This window comes from Aeromonas sp. S16(2024), from assembly GCF_041403065.1.
Classification (GTDB): Bacteria; Pseudomonadota; Gammaproteobacteria; order Enterobacterales; family Aeromonadaceae; genus Aeromonas.
This window is the reverse complement of sequence record NZ_JBGLQX010000022.1, coordinates 13,762-31,571: the sequence shown is the minus strand read 5'-3', so window position 1 is coordinate 31,571 and position 17,810 is coordinate 13,762. Positions and strand designations below refer to the sequence as shown.

At 61.0% G+C, this 17,810-nt stretch carries 15 protein-coding genes; 9 read left to right on the top strand and 6 right to left on the bottom strand.

The features are described from left to right. The first annotated feature begins 70 nt into the window (after positions 1 to 70). Positions 71 to 745 carry a transglutaminase-like cysteine peptidase gene (locus ACB030_RS15970; RefSeq protein ID WP_371161114.1) on the top strand — a complete coding sequence of 225 codons (675 nt, stop codon included), beginning with the start codon at positions 71 to 73 and terminating at the stop codon, positions 743 to 745. Here the strand turns inward: ACB030_RS15970 and ACB030_RS15965 are convergent. Then, on the bottom strand, positions 740 to 1,681 hold the full coding sequence (locus ACB030_RS15965; protein WP_371161112.1) for a TAXI family TRAP transporter solute-binding subunit: 942 nt from the start codon (positions 1,679 to 1,681) through the stop codon (positions 740 to 742). The two genes, ACB030_RS15970 and ACB030_RS15965, sit on opposite strands and share 6 nt — an antisense overlap. After that, positions 1,678 to 2,976, bottom strand: a complete 1,299-nt coding sequence (locus ACB030_RS15960; protein WP_371161110.1) for a LapD/MoxY N-terminal periplasmic domain-containing protein — start codon at positions 2,974 to 2,976, stop codon at positions 1,678 to 1,680. The genes ACB030_RS15965 and ACB030_RS15960 overlap by 4 nt, the downstream gene beginning before the upstream one ends. A gap of 270 nt (positions 2,977 to 3,246) precedes the next feature. Between ACB030_RS15960 and mepM the strand changes: the two genes are divergently transcribed. Beyond that, entirely contained in the window at positions 3,247 to 4,584 is a 1,338-nt protein-coding gene (mepM, locus tag ACB030_RS15955; protein WP_106885053.1) for a murein DD-endopeptidase MepM, read from the top strand. A gap of 67 nt (positions 4,585 to 4,651) precedes the next feature. Here mepM and ACB030_RS15950 read toward each other — a convergent pair whose 3' ends face one another. Next, positions 4,652 to 5,596, bottom strand: coding sequence for a D-2-hydroxyacid dehydrogenase (locus tag ACB030_RS15950; RefSeq protein ID WP_342058654.1), 945 nt, complete (start codon positions 5,594 to 5,596; stop codon positions 4,652 to 4,654). Between the two features lie 161 nt (positions 5,597 to 5,757). Here ACB030_RS15950 and ACB030_RS15945 point away from each other — a divergent pair, with 161 nt between their 5' ends. Next, complete coding sequence (locus ACB030_RS15945) at positions 5,758 to 6,339, top strand: YjaG family protein (protein ID WP_042649972.1); 582 nt, start codon at positions 5,758 to 5,760, stop codon at positions 6,337 to 6,339. A 48-nt stretch (positions 6,340 to 6,387) separates the two neighbouring features. On the opposite strand, the gene ACB030_RS15940 is transcribed toward ACB030_RS15945, so the two are convergent. Further along, positions 6,388 to 6,867: a MarR family winged helix-turn-helix transcriptional regulator gene (locus tag ACB030_RS15940; RefSeq protein ID WP_025325615.1), complete on the bottom strand. Its 480-nt coding sequence runs from the start codon at positions 6,865 to 6,867 to the stop codon at positions 6,388 to 6,390. 163 nt (positions 6,868 to 7,030) lie between these two features. Between ACB030_RS15940 and ACB030_RS15935 the strand changes: the two genes are divergently transcribed. Then, positions 7,031 to 7,558 (top strand): hypothetical protein, encoded by a 528-nt coding sequence (locus ACB030_RS15935; protein ID WP_371161107.1) that lies wholly within the window; start codon positions 7,031 to 7,033, stop codon positions 7,556 to 7,558. Between the two features lie 9 nt (positions 7,559 to 7,567). Continuing rightward, positions 7,568 to 9,166, top strand: a complete 1,599-nt coding sequence (locus ACB030_RS15930) for a BCCT family transporter (RefSeq protein WP_371161105.1) — start codon at positions 7,568 to 7,570, stop codon at positions 9,164 to 9,166. Between the two features lie 70 nt (positions 9,167 to 9,236). Here ACB030_RS15930 and mutS read toward each other — a convergent pair whose 3' ends face one another. Beyond that, positions 9,237 to 11,807: a DNA mismatch repair protein MutS gene (gene mutS / locus ACB030_RS15925; RefSeq protein WP_371161103.1), complete on the bottom strand. Its 2,571-nt coding sequence runs from the start codon at positions 11,805 to 11,807 to the stop codon at positions 9,237 to 9,239. Between the two features lie 267 nt (positions 11,808 to 12,074). Further along, complete coding sequence (locus ACB030_RS15920; protein WP_371161101.1) at positions 12,075 to 12,482, bottom strand: Spy/CpxP family protein refolding chaperone; 408 nt, start codon at positions 12,480 to 12,482, stop codon at positions 12,075 to 12,077. A 242-nt stretch (positions 12,483 to 12,724) separates the two neighbouring features. On the opposite strand from ACB030_RS15920, the gene pncC reads away from it, so the two are divergent. The 4 genes from pncC (at position 12,725) to alaS (ending at position 17,799) form a co-directional block, all read left to right on the top strand. After that, on the top strand, positions 12,725 to 13,216 hold the full coding sequence (gene pncC / locus ACB030_RS15915; protein ID WP_307765340.1) for a nicotinamide-nucleotide amidase: 492 nt from the start codon (positions 12,725 to 12,727) through the stop codon (positions 13,214 to 13,216). An 80-nt stretch (positions 13,217 to 13,296) separates the two neighbouring features. Beyond that, positions 13,297 to 14,358, top strand: a complete 1,062-nt coding sequence (recA, locus tag ACB030_RS15910) for a recombinase RecA (RefSeq protein ID WP_106885048.1) — start codon at positions 13,297 to 13,299, stop codon at positions 14,356 to 14,358. Positions 14,359 to 14,398: 40 nt separating this feature from the next. Next, on the top strand, positions 14,399 to 14,899 hold the full coding sequence (locus tag ACB030_RS15905) for a regulatory protein RecX (RefSeq protein WP_371161186.1): 501 nt from the start codon (positions 14,399 to 14,401) through the stop codon (positions 14,897 to 14,899). 275 nt (positions 14,900 to 15,174) lie between these two features. Further along, on the top strand, positions 15,175 to 17,799 hold the full coding sequence (gene alaS / locus ACB030_RS15900) for an alanine--tRNA ligase (RefSeq protein WP_371161099.1): 2,625 nt from the start codon (positions 15,175 to 15,177) through the stop codon (positions 17,797 to 17,799). Positions 17,800 to 17,810 lie beyond the last annotated feature (11 nt).

Below are 17,810 nucleotides of genomic sequence, written 5' to 3'. Positions count from 1 at the left end.
CAAGACTCGCCCTATGGGGTGGCTGCGGCCAACTATACTGACCTCCAGCGTCTGATATGGAGTGTCAGTTATGAAATGGTTGTTTGTCCCCACCTGCACCCTGGCACTGCTCTGTGCCAGTGTGCAGGCCACCCGCCTGTCCGAACACATTGCCAGCCCCGAGCTGAAGGCAAAAATGCAGGAAGTCTATGGCGCCAGGGCCATCCAGCGCGCCGAGGCCTTTTCGCGCCTGCTCGCGCCCAGAGCGGGCACCACGGATCAGCAGAAGCTGGAACTGGTCAACAACTACTTCAACAATCTGACCTACAGCGAGGATCCCAGGCTTTGGGGGGACGAGGACTACTGGGCCAATCCGCTGGAGTTCATCGGCGCCAGAGGGGGTGACTGCGAGGATTACAGCATCTCCAAGTACTACACCCTGATGGAGCTCGGCGTTGACGAGAAGAAACTGCGGCTGGCCTATGTGAAGGCGATCCGCTACAACCAGTTTCACATGGTGACGCTCTATTTCCCGACGACCAAGTCCGACCCTCTGGTGCTGGACAACATCAATGGTCGCATCCTGCCCGGCAGCCAGCGCAATGACCTGCAACCCGTGTACAGCTTCGATGCCAAGAGCATCTGGGTCATGAAGTCACGCCGTGAGGGGACCCTGGCCGGCAGTGCCGATCGCCTGACCCAGTGGAAGTCGATGCAGAGCCGCTTCTCCAGCGAGCATCTGCGCTCCCCCCGCCGCCAGTTATAGCTTGCCTGCGGCTTTCAACTCCTCGAAATACCTTGCTGCCCCCGGGTGCTGCGTGACGCTGAGCACTGGGCCTATCTTGTTGCGCGCCTTGTGGAACAGGTTGGCATAGCCATAGGTCTGCTCGTTGAAACTGGTCTGCTGGCTCAGCATGGCCTTGGTCAGGCGATAGGCGTCTTCATCCGGCGTGGCGGCATTGGTCACCAGGGTGGCGGCGATGGCAAAGGTGGGGGTGGCTTTCAGGTTGCCGGGATAGATGCGGGCCGGTACCTGACTGCGCTGGTAGTATTTGACGCCTTGCAGCAGTTGATCCCGGATCGCGCCCTCGATGGCCATGAAACGGATGGCGCAGCGCTTGGATGTCTCCAGCACGATCCGGTTCGGGTGCCCCATCACCAACCCATAGGCATCGATCTGTTTGCTGCACAATGCTTCGGACAGATTGGCCACGCTCTTCAGATCGAGATCCTGCTCCTTTGCCCCCAACAGGTTGAACAGTGCCAGCGCCGTCTGGCGAGTGCCCGAACTCTTCAGCCCCATGTCGATGGGGGCCAGCTTGAGTTGCTCCAGGGTGGTGATGTCACCATCGGCACGCACCACTATGGTGAAAGGCTCAGCATGGGTGGCAAAGAGGGTTCTCAATTCGGGCTGGGGTTGCTTGGCAAATGGTCCCGTGCCTTGGCTGGCCTGATAGAGCCAGTCAGACTGGACGAGGGCGTAGGGGATGTCTCCGGCTTGCAGCTGCCGCAGATTCTCGATGGAGCCCGAACTGGCCTGCGGTTTGCATTGCAGTGTGGGGTCGCTCTTGTGAGCTAGTCGGCAGAACTCCTTGATGACCTGGTAATAGATCCCCTGTTCTCCTCCCGTGCCAATGGTCACGGATACTGCGTGCAGACTGGGCTGCCACAACAGGGCAAGCAATAGGATGGGGAGTTTCATGATGCCTCCTGGCTGGCATAGCCATCGATGCCCCAGCTGCGCAGGGTATCCACGTCGTTGATGTCGCCGGCTTCTGCCAGCAGGGTATAGCCGGAGGCATGCAGACACTGGGAAAGCAGGTTCCAGTAAAGGGGGGCCTGGGTCAGCTGGCAACTGATGAAGACCGGCTTGATGGGGTCTAGCTTTGTCAGGTTGTCGTTGTTCATGGGCACATTGCTGAATGCCATCTCGACCCCCTGGACCTGAAGCGCACTCAGACGCTCCTCGGCCAGGGGAGGGAAGCTTGCCAGATCCCAGCGCCAGTCCAGGGTCTTGCCCCTGGCACTGGCCAGGGAGGGAGCGAACTGTGCCCAGTCGGGATGATTGAGCAGGCTGAGGGGGAGCTGTAGCCCTTCCGTCTTCTGGGTCAGCCAGTCGTTGAGCAGCGCCCGGATCTCGTCCGGCGAGCTGTCCGTGGTGGGGGGAGTCTGGGGCAGCAGCCGGCTGTAGAGCCGGATGTTTCCCTGGGTGGAGAAAAAGTGTTGCAGGTACATGCCGTTGGCGATGTCGGTCAGTCCCGCGAGTTTCTGATGGGCCTGCAGGCTGTCATGTTTGCCGAGCTGGGTGATCTTGAGTCTTTGCTGCAACAGATCCCGCTTGCGCTCGGAGACCAACTGGTTGATGGAGGTCACGACCTCCTGCAACTCGCGAAGCCAGGGGGTTGGCAGATTGCCGCTGAACTGGCGTCTGCGGATCTGCACCAACTGCTGGCTGACTTGTTCGAGGGGACGCAGCAGGCGACGACATACCCAGGTGATCACCAGGGTGAAGACCAGCAGACCCGCGAGCAGTGCCAGCCCGGTGCGGCTGATGGCGTTCCAGAGGTGTTGGTAGGCGTATCCCTCATGGCCTTCGAGGGTGAGGGTGCCCAGAATGCGCCAGCCATCGGTGAGCTCCTGCTCGATCTTGACCGGTGGCATGTGGACGACAGCGGGCAGCCAGCTGGGGATGTTCTGCTGGGCCGTGTGGAAGACTTTCTGGAACAGCAACTGGCCATCCGGATCCAGCAAGACCACCGAGCTGACGAAGCCGCCATCGAACATGGCGTTGACTATGGTTTCCGCCAGCACCTTGTCCTCGTTGAGCAGGGTGCCTTGCAGCACCAGGCCGAGGGCCGTGATGGCCGTCTCCAGGTTGGCCGACATCTGATCGAGGATGGATTGCCGTACCGTGGTGATCTCCAGCATGAGCAGCAGGATGGCACCAAGGGTGAACAGGATCAGGATGATTACATTTAACAATCTTGCCAATGACATACCCACTCCCTGGAAATGTTTTTGCAACATCTGACAGCCCGGGGGTGAACGCAACCGGACTTGGTTCTTAAAAATAGAAAAAAATGGCTGAAAAAGGCGATCATTTCTGCCCATGCGGGAAGGTTATGCATAAAATGTGAGTTTCGTGCATATCGCGATGAACTTTTTGTAAGTATTTAGGTCTAAAACCCAGATATTCGGTTTTCATAATAAAAAATCATAAAGACAGACCCACAACTACCACCCTTAGATCTAATAACAGGATAGCGGATGAAACGTCTCCGTCCCTTGGTAGCACAGGCTGCCAACTGGGAACCCCCGGTTCCCCGCAAACATTTTTACGCCATGCTATTGCTCACGGCCATGACGCTGTCTGCGGTAGCCGTATTGCCGGCTCCAGGTGACATCCTTGAGCGGCCATTGCGTCTGGAGTTGCCCATTGCCACCACTGGCACCGCAACCAACGAAGACAATACGGATTTTAACGACATCCCGGATCATGAACTGGTGGAAGCCGCGGCGCCGGAAGATGACATTCCGGCCGATGCCACGCCCCAGTGGCAGGATTACCGGGTACGCAACGGCGAGAACCTGACCACCATCTTCAACAATCTCGGCCTCTCCACCACCACCCTCTACAAGGTGCTGGATGCGGATGCCAAGAACAATCTGGCCCGCCTCAAGCCCGGCCAGACCATAGAGTTGCTGATCGATCAGGACAACATACTGCAGCAGCTGAAGATCCGCCTGAACATCAAGCAGACCCTGGTGTTGGAGCGTACCGACGACACTTACAGCGCCAACATGCTCAATGAAGAGGTGCAGTGGCAGCAGAAGAGTTATGACGGCGTCATCAATGGCAGCTTCTACGTCAGCGCCCGCAATGCGGGGATCCCGGCCAACCACATCCAGAAGATTGCCAACCTGTTCCAGTGGCGCCTGAATTTCGCCAAGGATCTGCAAAGAGGCGACAAGTTCAAGGTGTTGGTGAGACAGGAGACGGTCGAGGGCAAGAGCACCGGCAACACCCAGCTGCTGGGGGTGGAGGTGTTCAGCCAGGGCAAGACGGTATCGGCCTGGCTGTCGGAGGATGGCAACTATTATGACGGTCAGGCGAACAGCCTGGAGCGCGGCTTCCGCCGTTATCCGACCCATAGTCGCTATCGGGTCAGCTCCAACTTCAACCCGGCCCGACGCCACCCCATTACCGGCCAGGTTCGCCCCCATGAGGGGACTGACTTCGCCCTGCCGGTGGGGACGCCCGTGATGGCGACCGGCGACGGTGTCGTGCTCAAGGCGACCCGCCACCCCCTCGCGGGCACCTATGTGGTGATCAAGCACGGCCGCACCCTGATGACTCGCTATCTGCACCTGAGCAAGTTGCTGGTCAAACCCGGCCAGAAGGTGAAGATGGGGGACAAGATAGCGCTCTCCGGCAACACGGGTCGCTCTACCGGTGCCCATCTGCACTACGAGGTGCGGGTCAACAACCGTCCGGTGGATCCCATGAAGGTCAAGCTGCCGATGGCGGAGCCGCTCTCCGGCAAGGACAAGCGCCAGTTCCTTGCCAAGGTGAAGAGCTATCGCAAGGAGATGGAGGCGGGTTGATCCCCCCTCTGCGGATACAAAAAAGGCCCCGCCAATCTGGCGGGGCCTTTTTGCTGCTGGCCTGGACTCAGTAACCCTTGTCGAAGTCGATACGGCCATCGAGTTGCTGGCCGTCGATGAAGCGGATGTAGTTGCGAATGAAGATCTGGGCCACATCTTCCGGGAAGCTATAGGCGCTGTTGTGGGGAGTGATGATGAGATTGGGCTGATGCCAGAGCGGGCTGTCGGCGGGCAGGGGCTCCTGCTCGAACACATCCAGCACCGCAGTGCCCAGCTTGCCGCCGCGCAATGCCGCCAGCAGATCCCCTTCATGGACCGCATTGCCCCGGCCAACGTTGAAGAAGATGGCCCCCGGCTTGCAGTGGTTGAAGCGATCGGTGGTGAACAGATGGCGGGTCTCGCGGGTTGCCGGCAGCACGCTGACGATGGCGTCGGCCTGAGCCAGCATCTTGTTCAGCGTCGGCAACTGATACACCTGATCGAAGCCCGCGCGCTCATTGCCACTGTGGCTGATGCCGAGCACCCGCATGCCGAAGTGCTTGGCGGTGTGGGCTATGTGCTGGCCTATGCTGCCGGTGCCCAGGATCAGCATGGTGCGTCCCTTGAGCCCCTGATAGGGATGGCTCTGCCACAGTCGCTGCTGCTGCTGTTCGCGGTAGAGCGGCAACTGGCGCGACAGGTTGAGCAGGTGGCCGAACACGTACTCGCTCATCAACGGCCCGAAGATGCCGCGCACATTGGTGAGCAGGTAATCGCGGCGACAACTGGCATCCAGCAGCACGTCGACCCCGGCGTAGGTGGACTGGAGCCAGCTCAGCCTGTCGGCTTTGGCCAGCAGGGGCTTGGCCCGTGCCGGTTCGGCCATCAGGATGTGGGCATCACCGATCAGCTTCTCGGCGTCGCTCTGGTTGTCGGCCCGCAGTATGTGCAGATGGGGAAGGCGGGCGGCCTTGAGCAGGCGCTCATAGTGGTTGTTGTCTTGGCTGAGCAGAAGCAGGGTACGTTGGCTCATACTCTTGTTCCTTATCATGTTTGCGGCACGGCGGAGGAGGTGTCTGTCCTCATCTTACCCCAGTTGATCGGGCAAGATAGTCGACCAGGGCGCTTTTTCGTTTTCGCCACGCCCCTCGTGGGCTACAATCTGCCCCACATTTTGCAAAGGATCCGACTCCAGTGTTTGGTGACAAGTTTTATAAGCGACTGGCCGAGCTGCAGCCTTGGCAGCAGACCGTCTACACCCTCGCGCTGGCAGAGCGCATGTACCCCAACTATGCGCTGTTTACCCAGGCCTCCGGCTTCGGGGATGCGAAGGCATTTCGCCACGCGTTGGATCAGATGTGGAATTACCTGACGGTGAAGGGTTCCCGCGTCAATCTTGGGGCGATCCTGGAGGCGTTCGAGGTTTATATTCCCGAGCCTGGCAAATTTGAGTCTTACGGCGCCTATCCGGCGCTGGATGCCTGCGTGGCCCTGGGCTGCGCCTATAACTCGGTGATCTGCCGGGTGGGGGAAGAGGCCAACGATGCCAGCCATGCTTCGGTCGGTACAGTGGCCGGTTTCATCGAGATGCTGGAAGAGCGGGATCTCAGTGACGAAGAGCTCTACGAGCATGAGTACATGGAAGCCGAGCTGGAGTTCCAGGTCGAGTTGCTCAAGCGGGTCGCCCATGAGCGCGACAGCGATCGCATCCTGGCTATCCGCACCTTTGCGGCCCAGGACGGCGTCTCCAACATAGGCATCAGCCTGGAAGAGTGATCTCCCCCCACGCCTCCCATAAAAAAAGCTCCCATCCGGGAGCTTTTTTTATGCCCGCTCTTCGGTGAGCGGCCTGACGCTCAGCACGGGAGCCGCATCTATGCCGTCGGCATTCATCATGGCCGAGATCCGTTGCAGGGAGGAGAGCAGCAGTCCCTGCTCCCAGTTTTCCAGGGCCTGGAAGCGCTGGATGAAGCTCTCCTGCAGCGGGGTGGGGGCCTGGGCGAGCAGGGCGCGACCCGCGTCAGTCAGTGTCGCATGCACCTTGCGCTTGTCGGTTTCGCTGCGGATGCGTTGCACCAGCTGGCGGCTCTCCAGCCTGTCCATGATGGTGGTCGCGGTGGCCTGGCTCATGTTGGTGTGATCGGCGAGCTGGCGCATGGAGATCTGGCCAAGCTCGTTGATCCCCTTGAGCAGCAGGAGCTGCGGCGACGTCAGCCCGGCCTCCTTGATCAGGCGTTTGGAGTGCATGTCGATGGCACGGATGATCTGGCGCAGAGCAATCAGCACTTCATCATGTTTTTCCATGGAGTCGGGGTCATCGCAGGGCAGTGGAGAGGCGCAAAATTCTCCGCCTAATCCACAGCAAGGTCAATATGGTTTTTGGTGTAATCATTTCTGCTCTAATGAATTTTATGTTAGGTTATTGGACAATTGCCGCATTTAAACCCGATATTTGAGGAGTGACATCATGTATGACGACCTGGATATCAAGTCCCTGGTTGCCGACCTTCGCGTGGTCAGGGTCCGCTATGAACTGCCAGATACCTCGGCTTTCGTGCGTTATCAACCCGCCTATGACGAGGATCCCAACAACCTGCAAGTCCATCACTACGATGGTGAGCTGCCACTCTCCTGCAGTGACACAGGTTCTTTCAGTCTAAAGGAGTTGGTGAACGAATTGCGCTACGCCTATGTGCTGGTGCATCTCTTCCCCGACGAGAGCGCCATGAACTTCTACCTGGCCGGTCTGGACAATGGCCTGGCCCAGCTCGAGTTCATCGGCGGCTCCTATGACTTCAACCGGCTCTGGATCACCAGCGGGGTCTCCAGTCTGGGGGTGCCCATGGCCATCTTCCTCGGCAAGCGCCACGCCGTGAACGGCCAGCCTTCGGTCACCCTGGTGGATCACCGCGAGCGGGTGGCGGGTCGACTGGTCTATCGCGCCATCGGTGGTGCGGGGGATCACGTGGGTGAAGATTTTTTCAACAATGACTAAGGAGGCCAGATGAGAGCAACCAAAGGGCTTTTGAAAGGCCTCAATCCCACCATGGCCATGACGGCCCTCACCGTCGTGACCCTGTTCCTGCTGTTCGGGGTGTTTGACCCGGATACCGCGGGAACCTGGTTCACCGGCGCCAAGGACACCATCATTGCTGGCTTCAAGTGGTACTACATTCTGGTGGTTGCCCTGTTCCTGTTCTTCGCCGTCTACCTGATGTTCAGCCGTTTTGGCAGCATTCGACTGGGCGACGACGACCAGGTACCGGAGTTCGGCTACTTCGCCTGGTTCTCCATGTTGTTCAGCGCCGGCATGGGCATAGGCCTGGTGTTCTGGAGCATCGCCGAGCCCATGTATCATCTGCAGGGCAACCCCTTCGTCACCGAAGGGATGACGCCGGAAGCGGCCCAGATCGCCATGCGTCTCACCTTCTTCCACTGGGGTCTGCACCCCTGGGCCATCTATGTGATCGTCGGCCTGTCGCTGGCCTTCTTCAGCTATCGCCGCAAGTTGCCGCTGGCCATTCGCTCCGTGCTCTACCCCATTCTCGGCGAGCGGATCTACGGCTTCTGGGGCCATGCCGCCGACGTGCTGGCGGTGTTCGGTACCGTATTCGGGGTGGCCACCTCCCTGGGGCTTGGCGTCTCCCAGATGAACACCGGCCTGAACCAGATGTTCGGCATGGAAGTCTCCCAGCACAGCCAGCTCTGGCTCATCGGCGGCATCAGTCTGATCGCCACCCTGTCGGCCATCTCAGGCGTGGGGCGCGGGGTGAAGATCCTCTCCGAGCTTAACATCTGGCTGAGCGTGTTCGTGCTGGGTCTCTTCCTGGTGCTGGGGCCCACCACCTATATCCTCAACGCCTATGTGCAGAACATCGGTGATTACCTGCAAAACATCGTCAAACTGAGCTTCTGGACCAACACCGAGGCGAACGGCACCTCGGCCTGGCAATCGAGCTGGACCGCCTTCTACTGGGGCTGGTGGATAGCCTGGGCCCCCTTCGTCGGCATGTTCATCGCCCGCATCTCCAAGGGGCGCACCATTCGCGAGTTCGTGCTCGGCGTGCTGCTGGTGCCCTCCTTGCTCGGCATGTTCTGGCTCACCGTGTTCGGCGGTACCGCCATGCATCTGGAGCTGTTTGGCGGCGGTGGCGTGGTGGCGGCAGTCAACCAGGACGTGACCCTGGCGCTCTACAAGACGGTGGAGCTGCTTCACTGGGAGACCTTCGGCTGGATTGCGAAAGGGGTGTTGACCCTGCTCATCTGCACCTACTTCATCACCTCCAGCGACTCGGGCACGCTGGTGATTACGACGCTGCTCTCCATCGGCGATCAGGATCCCCCCGTGCTGCACCGCGCCATCTGGGGGCTGGGTCAGGGGCTGGTGGCGGCCATCCTGTTGGTTTCCGGCGGCCTGGCGGCCCTGCAGGCGGCCAGCATCATAGCCGCGCTGCCCTTCTCGCTGATCATGCTGGCCATGTGCTATTCGCTGATGCAGGGGCTCAAGCAGGAGAGCCAGCACCAGTTCGAATACCGGCAGAAGCTCAAGCGCCATCCCGGCTCGGTCAATCTGAGCCTGCTGGATCGCATAGGTCCGGGTTGATGGCAGGTTAAGGCAAACGAAAGGGGAACCTCGCGGTTCCCCTTTTTCATGCCTGAGCGGCGGCCGGTGCTTACAGCATCTGCTTGAGGCGATAGAGCAGGTCCAGCGCCTGGCGGGGCGTCAGCTCGTCCGGACGTACCGCTGCCAGCTCTTCCACCACCGGATGGGGTTGCGGGGCGAGAGTCACCGGAGCTGGGCGGCTTTCACCAGCGGCCACCGGGGTGGCGCTCTCCAGCTCGTGCAGTTTGTGGCGGGCCTGCTGGATCACCGATTTCGGTACTCCCGCCAGCGCCGCTACCTGCAGGCCATAGGAGCGGCTGGCCGCCCCCTCCTGCACCGCGTGCATAAAGGCGATGGTGTCACCGTGCTCAACGGCATCCAGATGGACGTTGGCCAGCCCGCTCATCAGCTCCGGCAGCCGGGTCAGCTCGAAGTAGTGGGTGGCGAACAGGGTGTAGGCGCCAATCTTGCTCGCCAGCTGTTCGGCGCAGGCCCAGGCCAGCGAGAGGCCGTCGTAGGTGCTGGTGCCGCGGCCAATCTCGTCCATCAACACCAGACTGCGGGCGGTGGCGTTGTTGAGGATGTTGGCGGTCTCGGTCATCTCCACCATAAAGGTGGAACGGCCGGAGGCGAGATCGTCCGACGCCCCGATACGGGTGAAGATGCGGTCGATAGGGCCGATGCGGGCGCTGTCGGCGGGCACGAAGGCGCCGATATGGGCCAGCAGCACGATGAGCGCGGTCTGGCGCATGTAGGTGGATTTACCGCCCATGTTGGGACCTGTGATGATCAGCATCCGCCGTTCCCGCTCCAGCCGGATGGGGTTGGCGATAAAGGGATCGCTCATCACCTGCTCCACCACCGGATGGCGGCCCGCCTCGATCAGGATCTGATCCTCGTCGATGAGCGTCGGGCAGCGGTAGTCGAGGGTCTCGGCCCGCTCCGCCAGATTGGCCAGCACGTCCAGCTCTGCCAGCGCGGCCGCGGACTCCTGCAGATCGCCGAGATGGGGCAGCAGGGTGTCGAGCAGCTCCTCGTAGAGCCGTTTTTCCAGCGCCAGCGCCTGGGCCTGGGCGGTGAGCACCTTGTCCTCGTATTTTTTGAGCTCGTCGATGATGTAGCGTTCGTTGTTCTTGAGGGTCTGGCGGCGGATGTAGTGGGCTGGCACCAGATGGCTGTTGGCGCGGCTCACCTCGATATAGAAGCCGTGCACCTTGTTGTAACCCACCTTGAGGGTGTTGATGCCGGTCAGCAGCTTCTCCCGCTCCTCGATGCGGGCGAGGCTGGCAGTGGCGCCGTTGGCCAGATCCCGCAGCTCGTCCAGCTCCTGATTGAAGCCGTCACGGATGACGCCGCCATCGCGGATAAGCACAGGTGGTACCTCCATCACCGCGCGCTCCAGCAGGTCGAGCAGCTCGGGGAAGGTGCTGGCACGCTCGGCCAGCTGCTGCACCGCTTCGTGCTCGTTGCCTGCCAGCAAGCGCTGCAACTCGGGCAACTGGGCGAAGGCCTGACGCAGGCGGGTGAGATCGCGGGGCCGGGCCGAACGCAGGGCGAGGCGGGCCAGCACCCGCTCCACATCGCCCACCTGACGCAGCAGGTTGCCCAACTCATCGTAGAGGTTCTGCTCGATGAGCTCCTTGATGGTGCTCTGGCGACCTTTGAGGATCACCCGATCGCGGATCGGCTGGTGGATCCAGCGCTTGAGCAGACGGCTGCCCATGGGGGTGGCGGTGCGATCCAGCACTTCGGCCAGGGTATTTTCATAGCCGCCCGCCAGATTCTGGGTTAGCTCCAGGTTGCGGCGGGTGGCGGCATCCATGATGACGGCGTGATCGGGCTGCTCGAGGCGCACGCTGCGGATGTGGGGCAGGGCGGTGCGCTGGGTGTCTTTGACGTACTGCATCAGGCAACCGGCGGCGCACAGGGCGGTCTCGCTCTGCTCGACGCCGAAGCCCACCAGATCCTGGGTGCCGAACTGCTGGCACAAGAGCTTGCGGGCGGTGCCGAGCTCAAACTCCCACTCCGGGCGGCGACGCAGGCCGCGGCGCCCCTCGACGTGGTGCAGGAACTCGAAAGACTCGGGATAGAGCAGCTCCGCCGGATTGGTGCGTTGCAGCTCTGCTAGTAAAGTCTCTTCTTTCTCGAACTGGTTGATGAAGAAGCGGCCGGAGCCTATGTCCATGGTGCCGTAGCCGAAGCGGCGGCCATCGTGGTAGACGGCGGCGATCAGGTTGTCCTGTCGCTCGCTGAGCAGCGCCTCGTCGGACACGGTGCCCGGGGTGATGATGCGGATCACCTTGCGCTCCACCGGCCCCTTGCTGGTGGCGGGATCCCCTACCTGCTCGCAGATGGCGGCGGACTCGCCGAGCTGCACCAGCTTGGCCAGATAGCCCTCGATGGCGTGATAGGGCACTCCTGCCATCGGGATGGGGCTGCCCGCGGACTGGCCGCGCTTGGTCAGGGAGATGTCGAGCAGTTGGGACGCCTTGCGGGCATCGTCGTAGAACAGTTCGTAGAAGTCGCCCATCCGGTAGAACAGCAGGATCTCCGGGTTCTCGGCCTTGAGGCCAAGGTACTGCTGCATCATGGGGGTGTGGGCGCTCAGGTTGGCGCTGGTGGCTTGGTGCTGTGCTGTCATGTTCTATTCCAGAAGGTGCTCTTGCGGGCAAGCGTCTGCCGTAATGGGTCTGAATCTGGTGGCCATTCTACATGGTCGGGCCGAGATGGTGAGGGGTTATCTCGCGTTGGGGAAGGCTGTCCTGGGGGTTCACTGGCCTGGGAGGGAAGTGGCAAGCCGTGTCGGGAGGGCGGGAGCGGGGAGTTGTGTGCGAGGCGTGCCGGGGGGGAGGGGCAAGATCCCCGCCATCAGCGCGGGGATTGGCATCACAGAAACGGGAGCCGTCTCTCAATACATGGCTTCGTTGCCACTGAGCATCTCGTGCAGCTTGGTTTTCTGCTCCGGGGTCAGCACCTTGCTGACTTCGAACAGGTAATGGGCACGGTAGTAGCGGGCCTCGGCCTGTACGTTGCTGATGGTCTGCAACTGCTTCCTGGCGGCTGCCTCGTCCCACTTGCCGGTCTTGATCATGTTGATGATGACATCCTGACCGATGGCGTCGAGCTTGACCGCGCCGAGCTCCTTGGCCGCCTGCTCACGCAGGCTCTTGATCTGCTCGACCTGTGCGGTGGAGAGGTTCAGCTCTTGCGCCAGTGTGGTTTCGCTCTGCAGCTCCGGGGTGCTCTCGGCGGCGAAGGTGTTGGTGGCAAAACAGATCGCCAGGGCAGTCATGGCGACTTTAAATTGATGCTTCATCTGCTTTCTCCAGTATCCAAAAAGATAGAAACCGCATAGATGGCGGTGCCTGCTGATTATAGGAAGCCCCCATGTACTGGAGCTTAAGCGCGGGCGACTTGTCGCTTTGGTGCGGGAATGTCCGGCAGGACCATGCCGGTCGGTCGCTGACGCAGCCGGTCCCGGGTCGGTTGCTCGCGATTCGGGGCGACTGCATAATGACCCCCATGTTTCCCCCGCAAGGGGCCAGAGAGGACATGATGATGGGGCTTGAGGCAGAGATCGACCGTTTATCCCGGGAGCTCGGCGAGGCATTGCAGGCACGAGGCTGGCTCGCCGCCACGGCGGAGTCCTGTACCGGGGGCGGCGTTGCCACGGCCATCACGGATATTGCGGGCAGCTCAGGCTGGTTCGACCGCGGCTTTGTCACCTACACCAACGAGGCCAAACAGCAGATGCTGGGGGTGAGCATCGACAGCCTGCTGCGCCATGGCGCCGTCAGCGAGGCCGTGGTGCTGGAGATGGCAAGAGGGTGCCTGGCCCGTTCCGATGCGGGGATCTGCGTCGCCATCAGCGGCATCGCAGGGCCCGGTGGCGGCAGTGATGACAAGCCGGTCGGCACCGTCTGGTTTGCCTGGGCGGATCGCACTGGCCGCCATCAATCCCTGCTCGCCCGCTTCGATGGCGACCGCCATCAGGTGCGCCAGCAGGCGGTCAGGCAGGCCTTGTCCGGACTGCTGGCCCTGCTCAGATAAATTGGGCTTGATACTGTATGCATAAACAGTATACTTAGCCCAACTTCACTTCTACATCACGATTCCCAGCGGAGATTGGCATGGATCAGAACAAACAGAAGGCACTGGCGGCTGCGCTGGGCCAGATCGAAAAGCAGTTTGGCAAAGGCTCCATCATGCGTCTGGGCGACAGCAAGACCATGGACATCGAAGCCATCTCCACCGGCTCCCTCTCCCTGGACGTGGCGCTGGGTATCGGCGGTCTGCCGTGCGGTCGTATCGTCGAGATCTACGGCCCGGAATCGTCAGGTAAAACCACCCTCACCCTGCAGGTGATTGCGGAAGCCCAGAAGAAAGGCAAGACCTGTGCCTTCGTCGATGCGGAACACGCCCTCGACCCCATCTATGCCGCCAAGTTGGGGGTCAACGTCGACGACCTGCTGATCTCCCAGCCGGATACCGGTGAACAGGCCCTGGAGATCTGCGACATGCTGGTGCGCTCCAACGCCGTTGACGTCATCATCGTCGACTCGGTGGCAGCCCTGACGCCGAAAGCGGAAATCGAAGGCGAGATGGGTGATTCCCACGTCGGCCTGCAGGCCCGTCTGATGTCCCAGGCCCTGCGCAAGCTGACCGCCAACATCAAGAACGCCAACTGCCTGTGCATCTTCATCAACCAGATCCGGATGAAGATCGGCGTCATGTTCGGCAGCCCCGAGACCACCACAGGTGGTAACGCGCTCAAGTTCTACGCCTCGGTACGTCTGGATATACGTCGCATCGGCGCCATCAAGGACGGCGACGAAGTGGTCGGTAACGAGACCCGCGTCAAGGTCGTCAAGAACAAGGTGGCCCCGCCCTTCAAGCAGGCCGAGTTCCAGATCTTCTACGGTGCCGGCATCTCCAAAGAGGGCGAGCTGGTGGATCTGGGGGTCAAGCACAAGCTGATCGACAAGGCCGGTGCCTGGTACAGCTACAACGGCGAGAAGATAGGTCAGGGCAAGGCCAACGTGATGAAGCTGTTCGCCGAGAACAAGGTGATGGCCGCCGAGGTGGAAGCCCGCCTGCGGGAGCTGCTGCTCTCCGGTGCCGTGCCGGTCGAGAAGCCGGTGGCCGCGGTCGCCGAAGAGTTTGAAGATGAAAGCGAACAAGAGTTCGAATAAGGAATAAGGAAGGCCGGGTTGATACTCGGCCTTGTCATTTATGGTCGATGAATCCTCCCCCAAACCCGCTGAACTCTCCTTTGAAGAGCTGTTTGCCGCCGCCCGTGCCTTTGCCATGCGCAGTCTGGCTCGTCGCGAGAGCGCAGAGTCTGAGCTGGCCAACCGACTGCGCCAGCAAGGCTTCAATGAAGAGGTGATCGAGGCGGTTGTCGAGTATTGCCGGGGCTACAACTGGGTCAATGACGAACGTTACGGCGCCATGGCGGTACGGGCCGGTGCGGCCAAGGGCCATGGCCCCATCAAGATCCGCTTCGATCTGCGCCGCAAGGGGCTGGACGATACGCAGATAGACGCCGCATTCGACCAGCCGGAGCTGGACTGGTTCGAGCTGGCGTTCGCCCTGCTGGTGCGGCGTGCCAGCGTCGCCGATCTGGCGGACTTCAAGCTGCGGATGAAATGGCTCAAGTATCTGCTTGGGCGGGGCTTTACCCAGGATCAGGCGCGTTACGCCATCTCGACCCTGCAGCAGGGAGAGGAATAAAGGGCCGGTGCTGGTCATGGCGCCATGCATGTTCCTGCGACGCGTGAAGATAAGAGATGACTTTTCCCTGTTTTATCCTGTTTCTGATGGCCGCAGCACCATGATCCGCCACCCAGCCGACTCCCCTTTCAGCCTGCTCCTGTACGGCGTCCTGCCGCCGCCCCGTCCATTGGGGGCTTTTTCACCCGTGACGGGCCCGCGCGTTTTACTTTACCCCGCAGAAAACTTACATTATTGCGATTAAAAGTCCGTATCCGAATCAAGCAGGATTTTCCATGTATATGTCCACGTCAGAGTTACGCGCAGCGTTTCTCGAGTATTTCCGCTCCCAGGGGCACCAGGTTGTCTCCTCCAGCTCGCTGGTGCCGCACAACGATCCGACCTTGCTGTTCACCAACGCAGGGATGAACCAGTTCAAGGACGTGTTCCTTGGCGCAGAGAAGCGTGCCTACAACCGCGCGACCACGGCCCAGCGCTGTGTGCGGGCCGGCGGCAAGCACAATGACCTGGAAAACGTCGGCTATACCGCTCGTCACCACACCTTCTTCGAGATGCTGGGCAACTTCAGCTTCGGTGACTACTTCAAGCAGGACGCCATCCGTTTTGCCTGGGAATTCCTGACCGGTACCCTCAAGCTGCCCAAAGAGCGCCTGCTGGTGACCGTCTATGAAACGGACGACGAAGCTTTCAATATCTGGGCAAACGAGATCGGCGTGCCGGTCGAGCGCATCGTGCGTATCGGCGACAACAAGGGTGCCGCCTTTGCCTCAGATAACTTCTGGCAGATGGGTGATACCGGTCCCTGCGGCCCCTGCACCGAGATCTTCTACGACCACGGCGATCACATCCAGGGTGGCCCTCCCGGCTCACCGGAGGAAGACGGCGACCGTTTCATCGAGATCTGGAATGTGGTCTTCATGCAGTTCAACCGTCAGGCTGACGGTACCATGGAGCCGCTGCCCCGTCCGTCCGTGGACACCGGCATGGGCCTGGAGCGCATCTCCGCCATCATGCAGGGCGTGCACTCCAACTACGAGATCGACATCTTCCAGGCGCTGATCAAGAAGGCCGCCGAGATCGTCGGCACCGAGGATCTGAGCAATCAGTCCCTGCGCGTCATCGCCGACCATATCCGCTCCTGCGCCTTCCTGGTGGCTGACGGCGTCATGCCCTCCAACGAAGGCCGTGGCTATGTGCTGCGTCGCATCATCCGTCGCGCCGTGCGTCACGGTCGCAAGCTGGGTGCCACCGACGTCTTCTTCTACAAGCTGGCTGCCGAACTGGCTGTCCAGATGAAGGATGTAGCTGCCGAACTCATCGCCCAGCTGCCGCTGGTCGAGCGCGTGCTGCGCATCGAGGAGGAGCAGTTCGTCCGTACCCTGGACCGCGGCCTGCTGCTGCTCGAAGAGGTGCTGGCTAACCTGGGCGATGCCAAGGTCATTCCGGGTGAAGTGGTGTTCAAGCTGTATGACACCTATGGCTTCCCGGCGGACCTGACCGCCGATGTGGTACGCGAGCGCGAGATCGGTATCGACGAGGAGGGCTTCAAGGTCGAGATGGAGAAGCAGCGCGCCCGTGCGAAAGAGGCCTCCAGCTTCGGTGTGAACTACAACGAGGTATTGAAACTCGATTTCGAGACCCCGTTTACCGGTTACAAGCAGCTGAGCCAGAAAACCAGCGTCGTTGGCATCTACAAGGATGGCGTCGAAGTGAATGGCCTCATCGCCGGTGAAGAAGCCGTAGTGGTGCTGGCCGAGACTCCCTTCTACGCCGAGTCCGGTGGTCAGGTGGGTGATTGCGGTGTGCTCAAGGTGGATGACGGCATCTTCGCCGTGACCGATACCCAGAAAGCGGGCAAGGCGATCATTCACAAGGGTTATCTGGAGCTGGGCACCCTGGAGAAAGGCGCCCTGGTCGAAGCCGTGGTCGATGGCGAGCGTCGTCAGGCTGTGGCCCTGAACCACTCTGTGACTCACCTGCTGCACGCAGCCCTGCGCCAGGCGCTGGGGGATCACGTGACTCAGAAAGGGTCTCTGGTGGGAGCCGAGCGCATGCGCTTTGACTTCTCCCACTTCGAAGGCCTGACCATGGCGACCATTCGCCGGGTCGAGGAGCTGGTCAACGCCCAGATCCGTGCCAACCACGATGTCGTCACCCAGGTGATGGATCTGGAAGCGGCCAAGTCTGCCGGCGCCATGGCGCTGTTTGGCGAGAAATATGAAGATGACGTGCGTGTCGTGCGCATGGGCGACTACTCCACCGAGCTGTGCGGCGGTACTCACGCCAAGCGCACCGGTGACATCGGCTTCTTCAAGATCATCGCCGAGAGCGGCATCGCCGCCGGGGTGCGCCGCATCGAAGCGGTGACCGGCAAGGGTGCCATCGATTTCATGCACCAGATGGGTGAGCAGATCGAAGAGGCTGCGGCTCTGGTGAAGGGGGATCAGTTCTCCATCGCCGATAAAGTGCGCCAGATACTGGACAAGTCCAAGATGATGGAGCGCGAGCTGGAGCAGCTCAAGGCCAAGCTGGCCGCCCAGGCTGGTAGCGACCTGTTGAGCCAGGTGATCGAGATCAATGGCCAGAAGGTGTTGATAGCGGCGCTGGAAGGGGCCGATCCCAAGTCACTGCGTGGCATGCTGGATGAACTGAAAAACCGGATGAAGTCCGGTGTCGTGCTGCTGGCAACCAGCAGCGATGACAAGGTCAACCTGATCGCCGGTGTGACCAGCGATTTGACCGGCAAGGTCAAGGCCGGTGAGCTGGTCAATCTGGTGGCCCAGCAAGTGGGTGGCAAGGGTGGTGGTCGTCCTGACATGGCTCAGGCGGGTGGCACTCAGCCAGAAGCTGTGCCTGCGGCACTGCAATCCGTTCACTCCTGGCTGGAAGAGCGCCTGTAAACGGGCGAGGT

What these genes read in the sequence shown, in the direction of transcription:
- ACB030_RS15940 (WP_025325615.1), bottom strand. Translation starts at nt 6,867, where the DNA reads ATGGAAAAACATGATGAAGTGCTGATTGCTCTGCGCCAGATCATCCGT.
- ACB030_RS15950 (WP_342058654.1), bottom strand. Translation starts at nt 5,596, where the DNA reads ATGAGCCAACGTACCCTGCTTCTGCTCAGCCAAGACAACAACCACTAT.
- pncC (WP_307765340.1), top strand. Translation starts at nt 12,725, where the DNA reads ATGGGGCTTGAGGCAGAGATCGACCGTTTATCCCGGGAGCTCGGCGAG.
- mutS (WP_371161103.1), bottom strand. Translation starts at nt 11,807, where the DNA reads ATGACAGCACAGCACCAAGCCACCAGCGCCAACCTGAGCGCCCACACC.
- mepM (WP_106885053.1), top strand. Translation starts at nt 3,247, where the DNA reads ATGAAACGTCTCCGTCCCTTGGTAGCACAGGCTGCCAACTGGGAACCC.
- ACB030_RS15965 (WP_371161112.1), bottom strand. Translation starts at nt 1,681, where the DNA reads ATGAAACTCCCCATCCTATTGCTTGCCCTGTTGTGGCAGCCCAGTCTG.
- alaS (WP_371161099.1), top strand. Translation starts at nt 15,175, where the DNA reads ATGTATATGTCCACGTCAGAGTTACGCGCAGCGTTTCTCGAGTATTTC.
- ACB030_RS15970 (WP_371161114.1), top strand. Translation starts at nt 71, where the DNA reads ATGAAATGGTTGTTTGTCCCCACCTGCACCCTGGCACTGCTCTGTGCC.
- ACB030_RS15920 (WP_371161101.1), bottom strand. Translation starts at nt 12,482, where the DNA reads ATGAAGCATCAATTTAAAGTCGCCATGACTGCCCTGGCGATCTGTTTT.
- ACB030_RS15960 (WP_371161110.1), bottom strand. Translation starts at nt 2,976, where the DNA reads ATGTCATTGGCAAGATTGTTAAATGTAATCATCCTGATCCTGTTCACC.
- ACB030_RS15935 (WP_371161107.1), top strand. Translation starts at nt 7,031, where the DNA reads ATGTATGACGACCTGGATATCAAGTCCCTGGTTGCCGACCTTCGCGTG.
- ACB030_RS15930 (WP_371161105.1), top strand. Translation starts at nt 7,568, where the DNA reads ATGAGAGCAACCAAAGGGCTTTTGAAAGGCCTCAATCCCACCATGGCC.
- ACB030_RS15905 (WP_371161186.1), top strand. Translation starts at nt 14,399, where the DNA reads ATGGTCGATGAATCCTCCCCCAAACCCGCTGAACTCTCCTTTGAAGAG.
- recA (WP_106885048.1), top strand. Translation starts at nt 13,297, where the DNA reads ATGGATCAGAACAAACAGAAGGCACTGGCGGCTGCGCTGGGCCAGATC.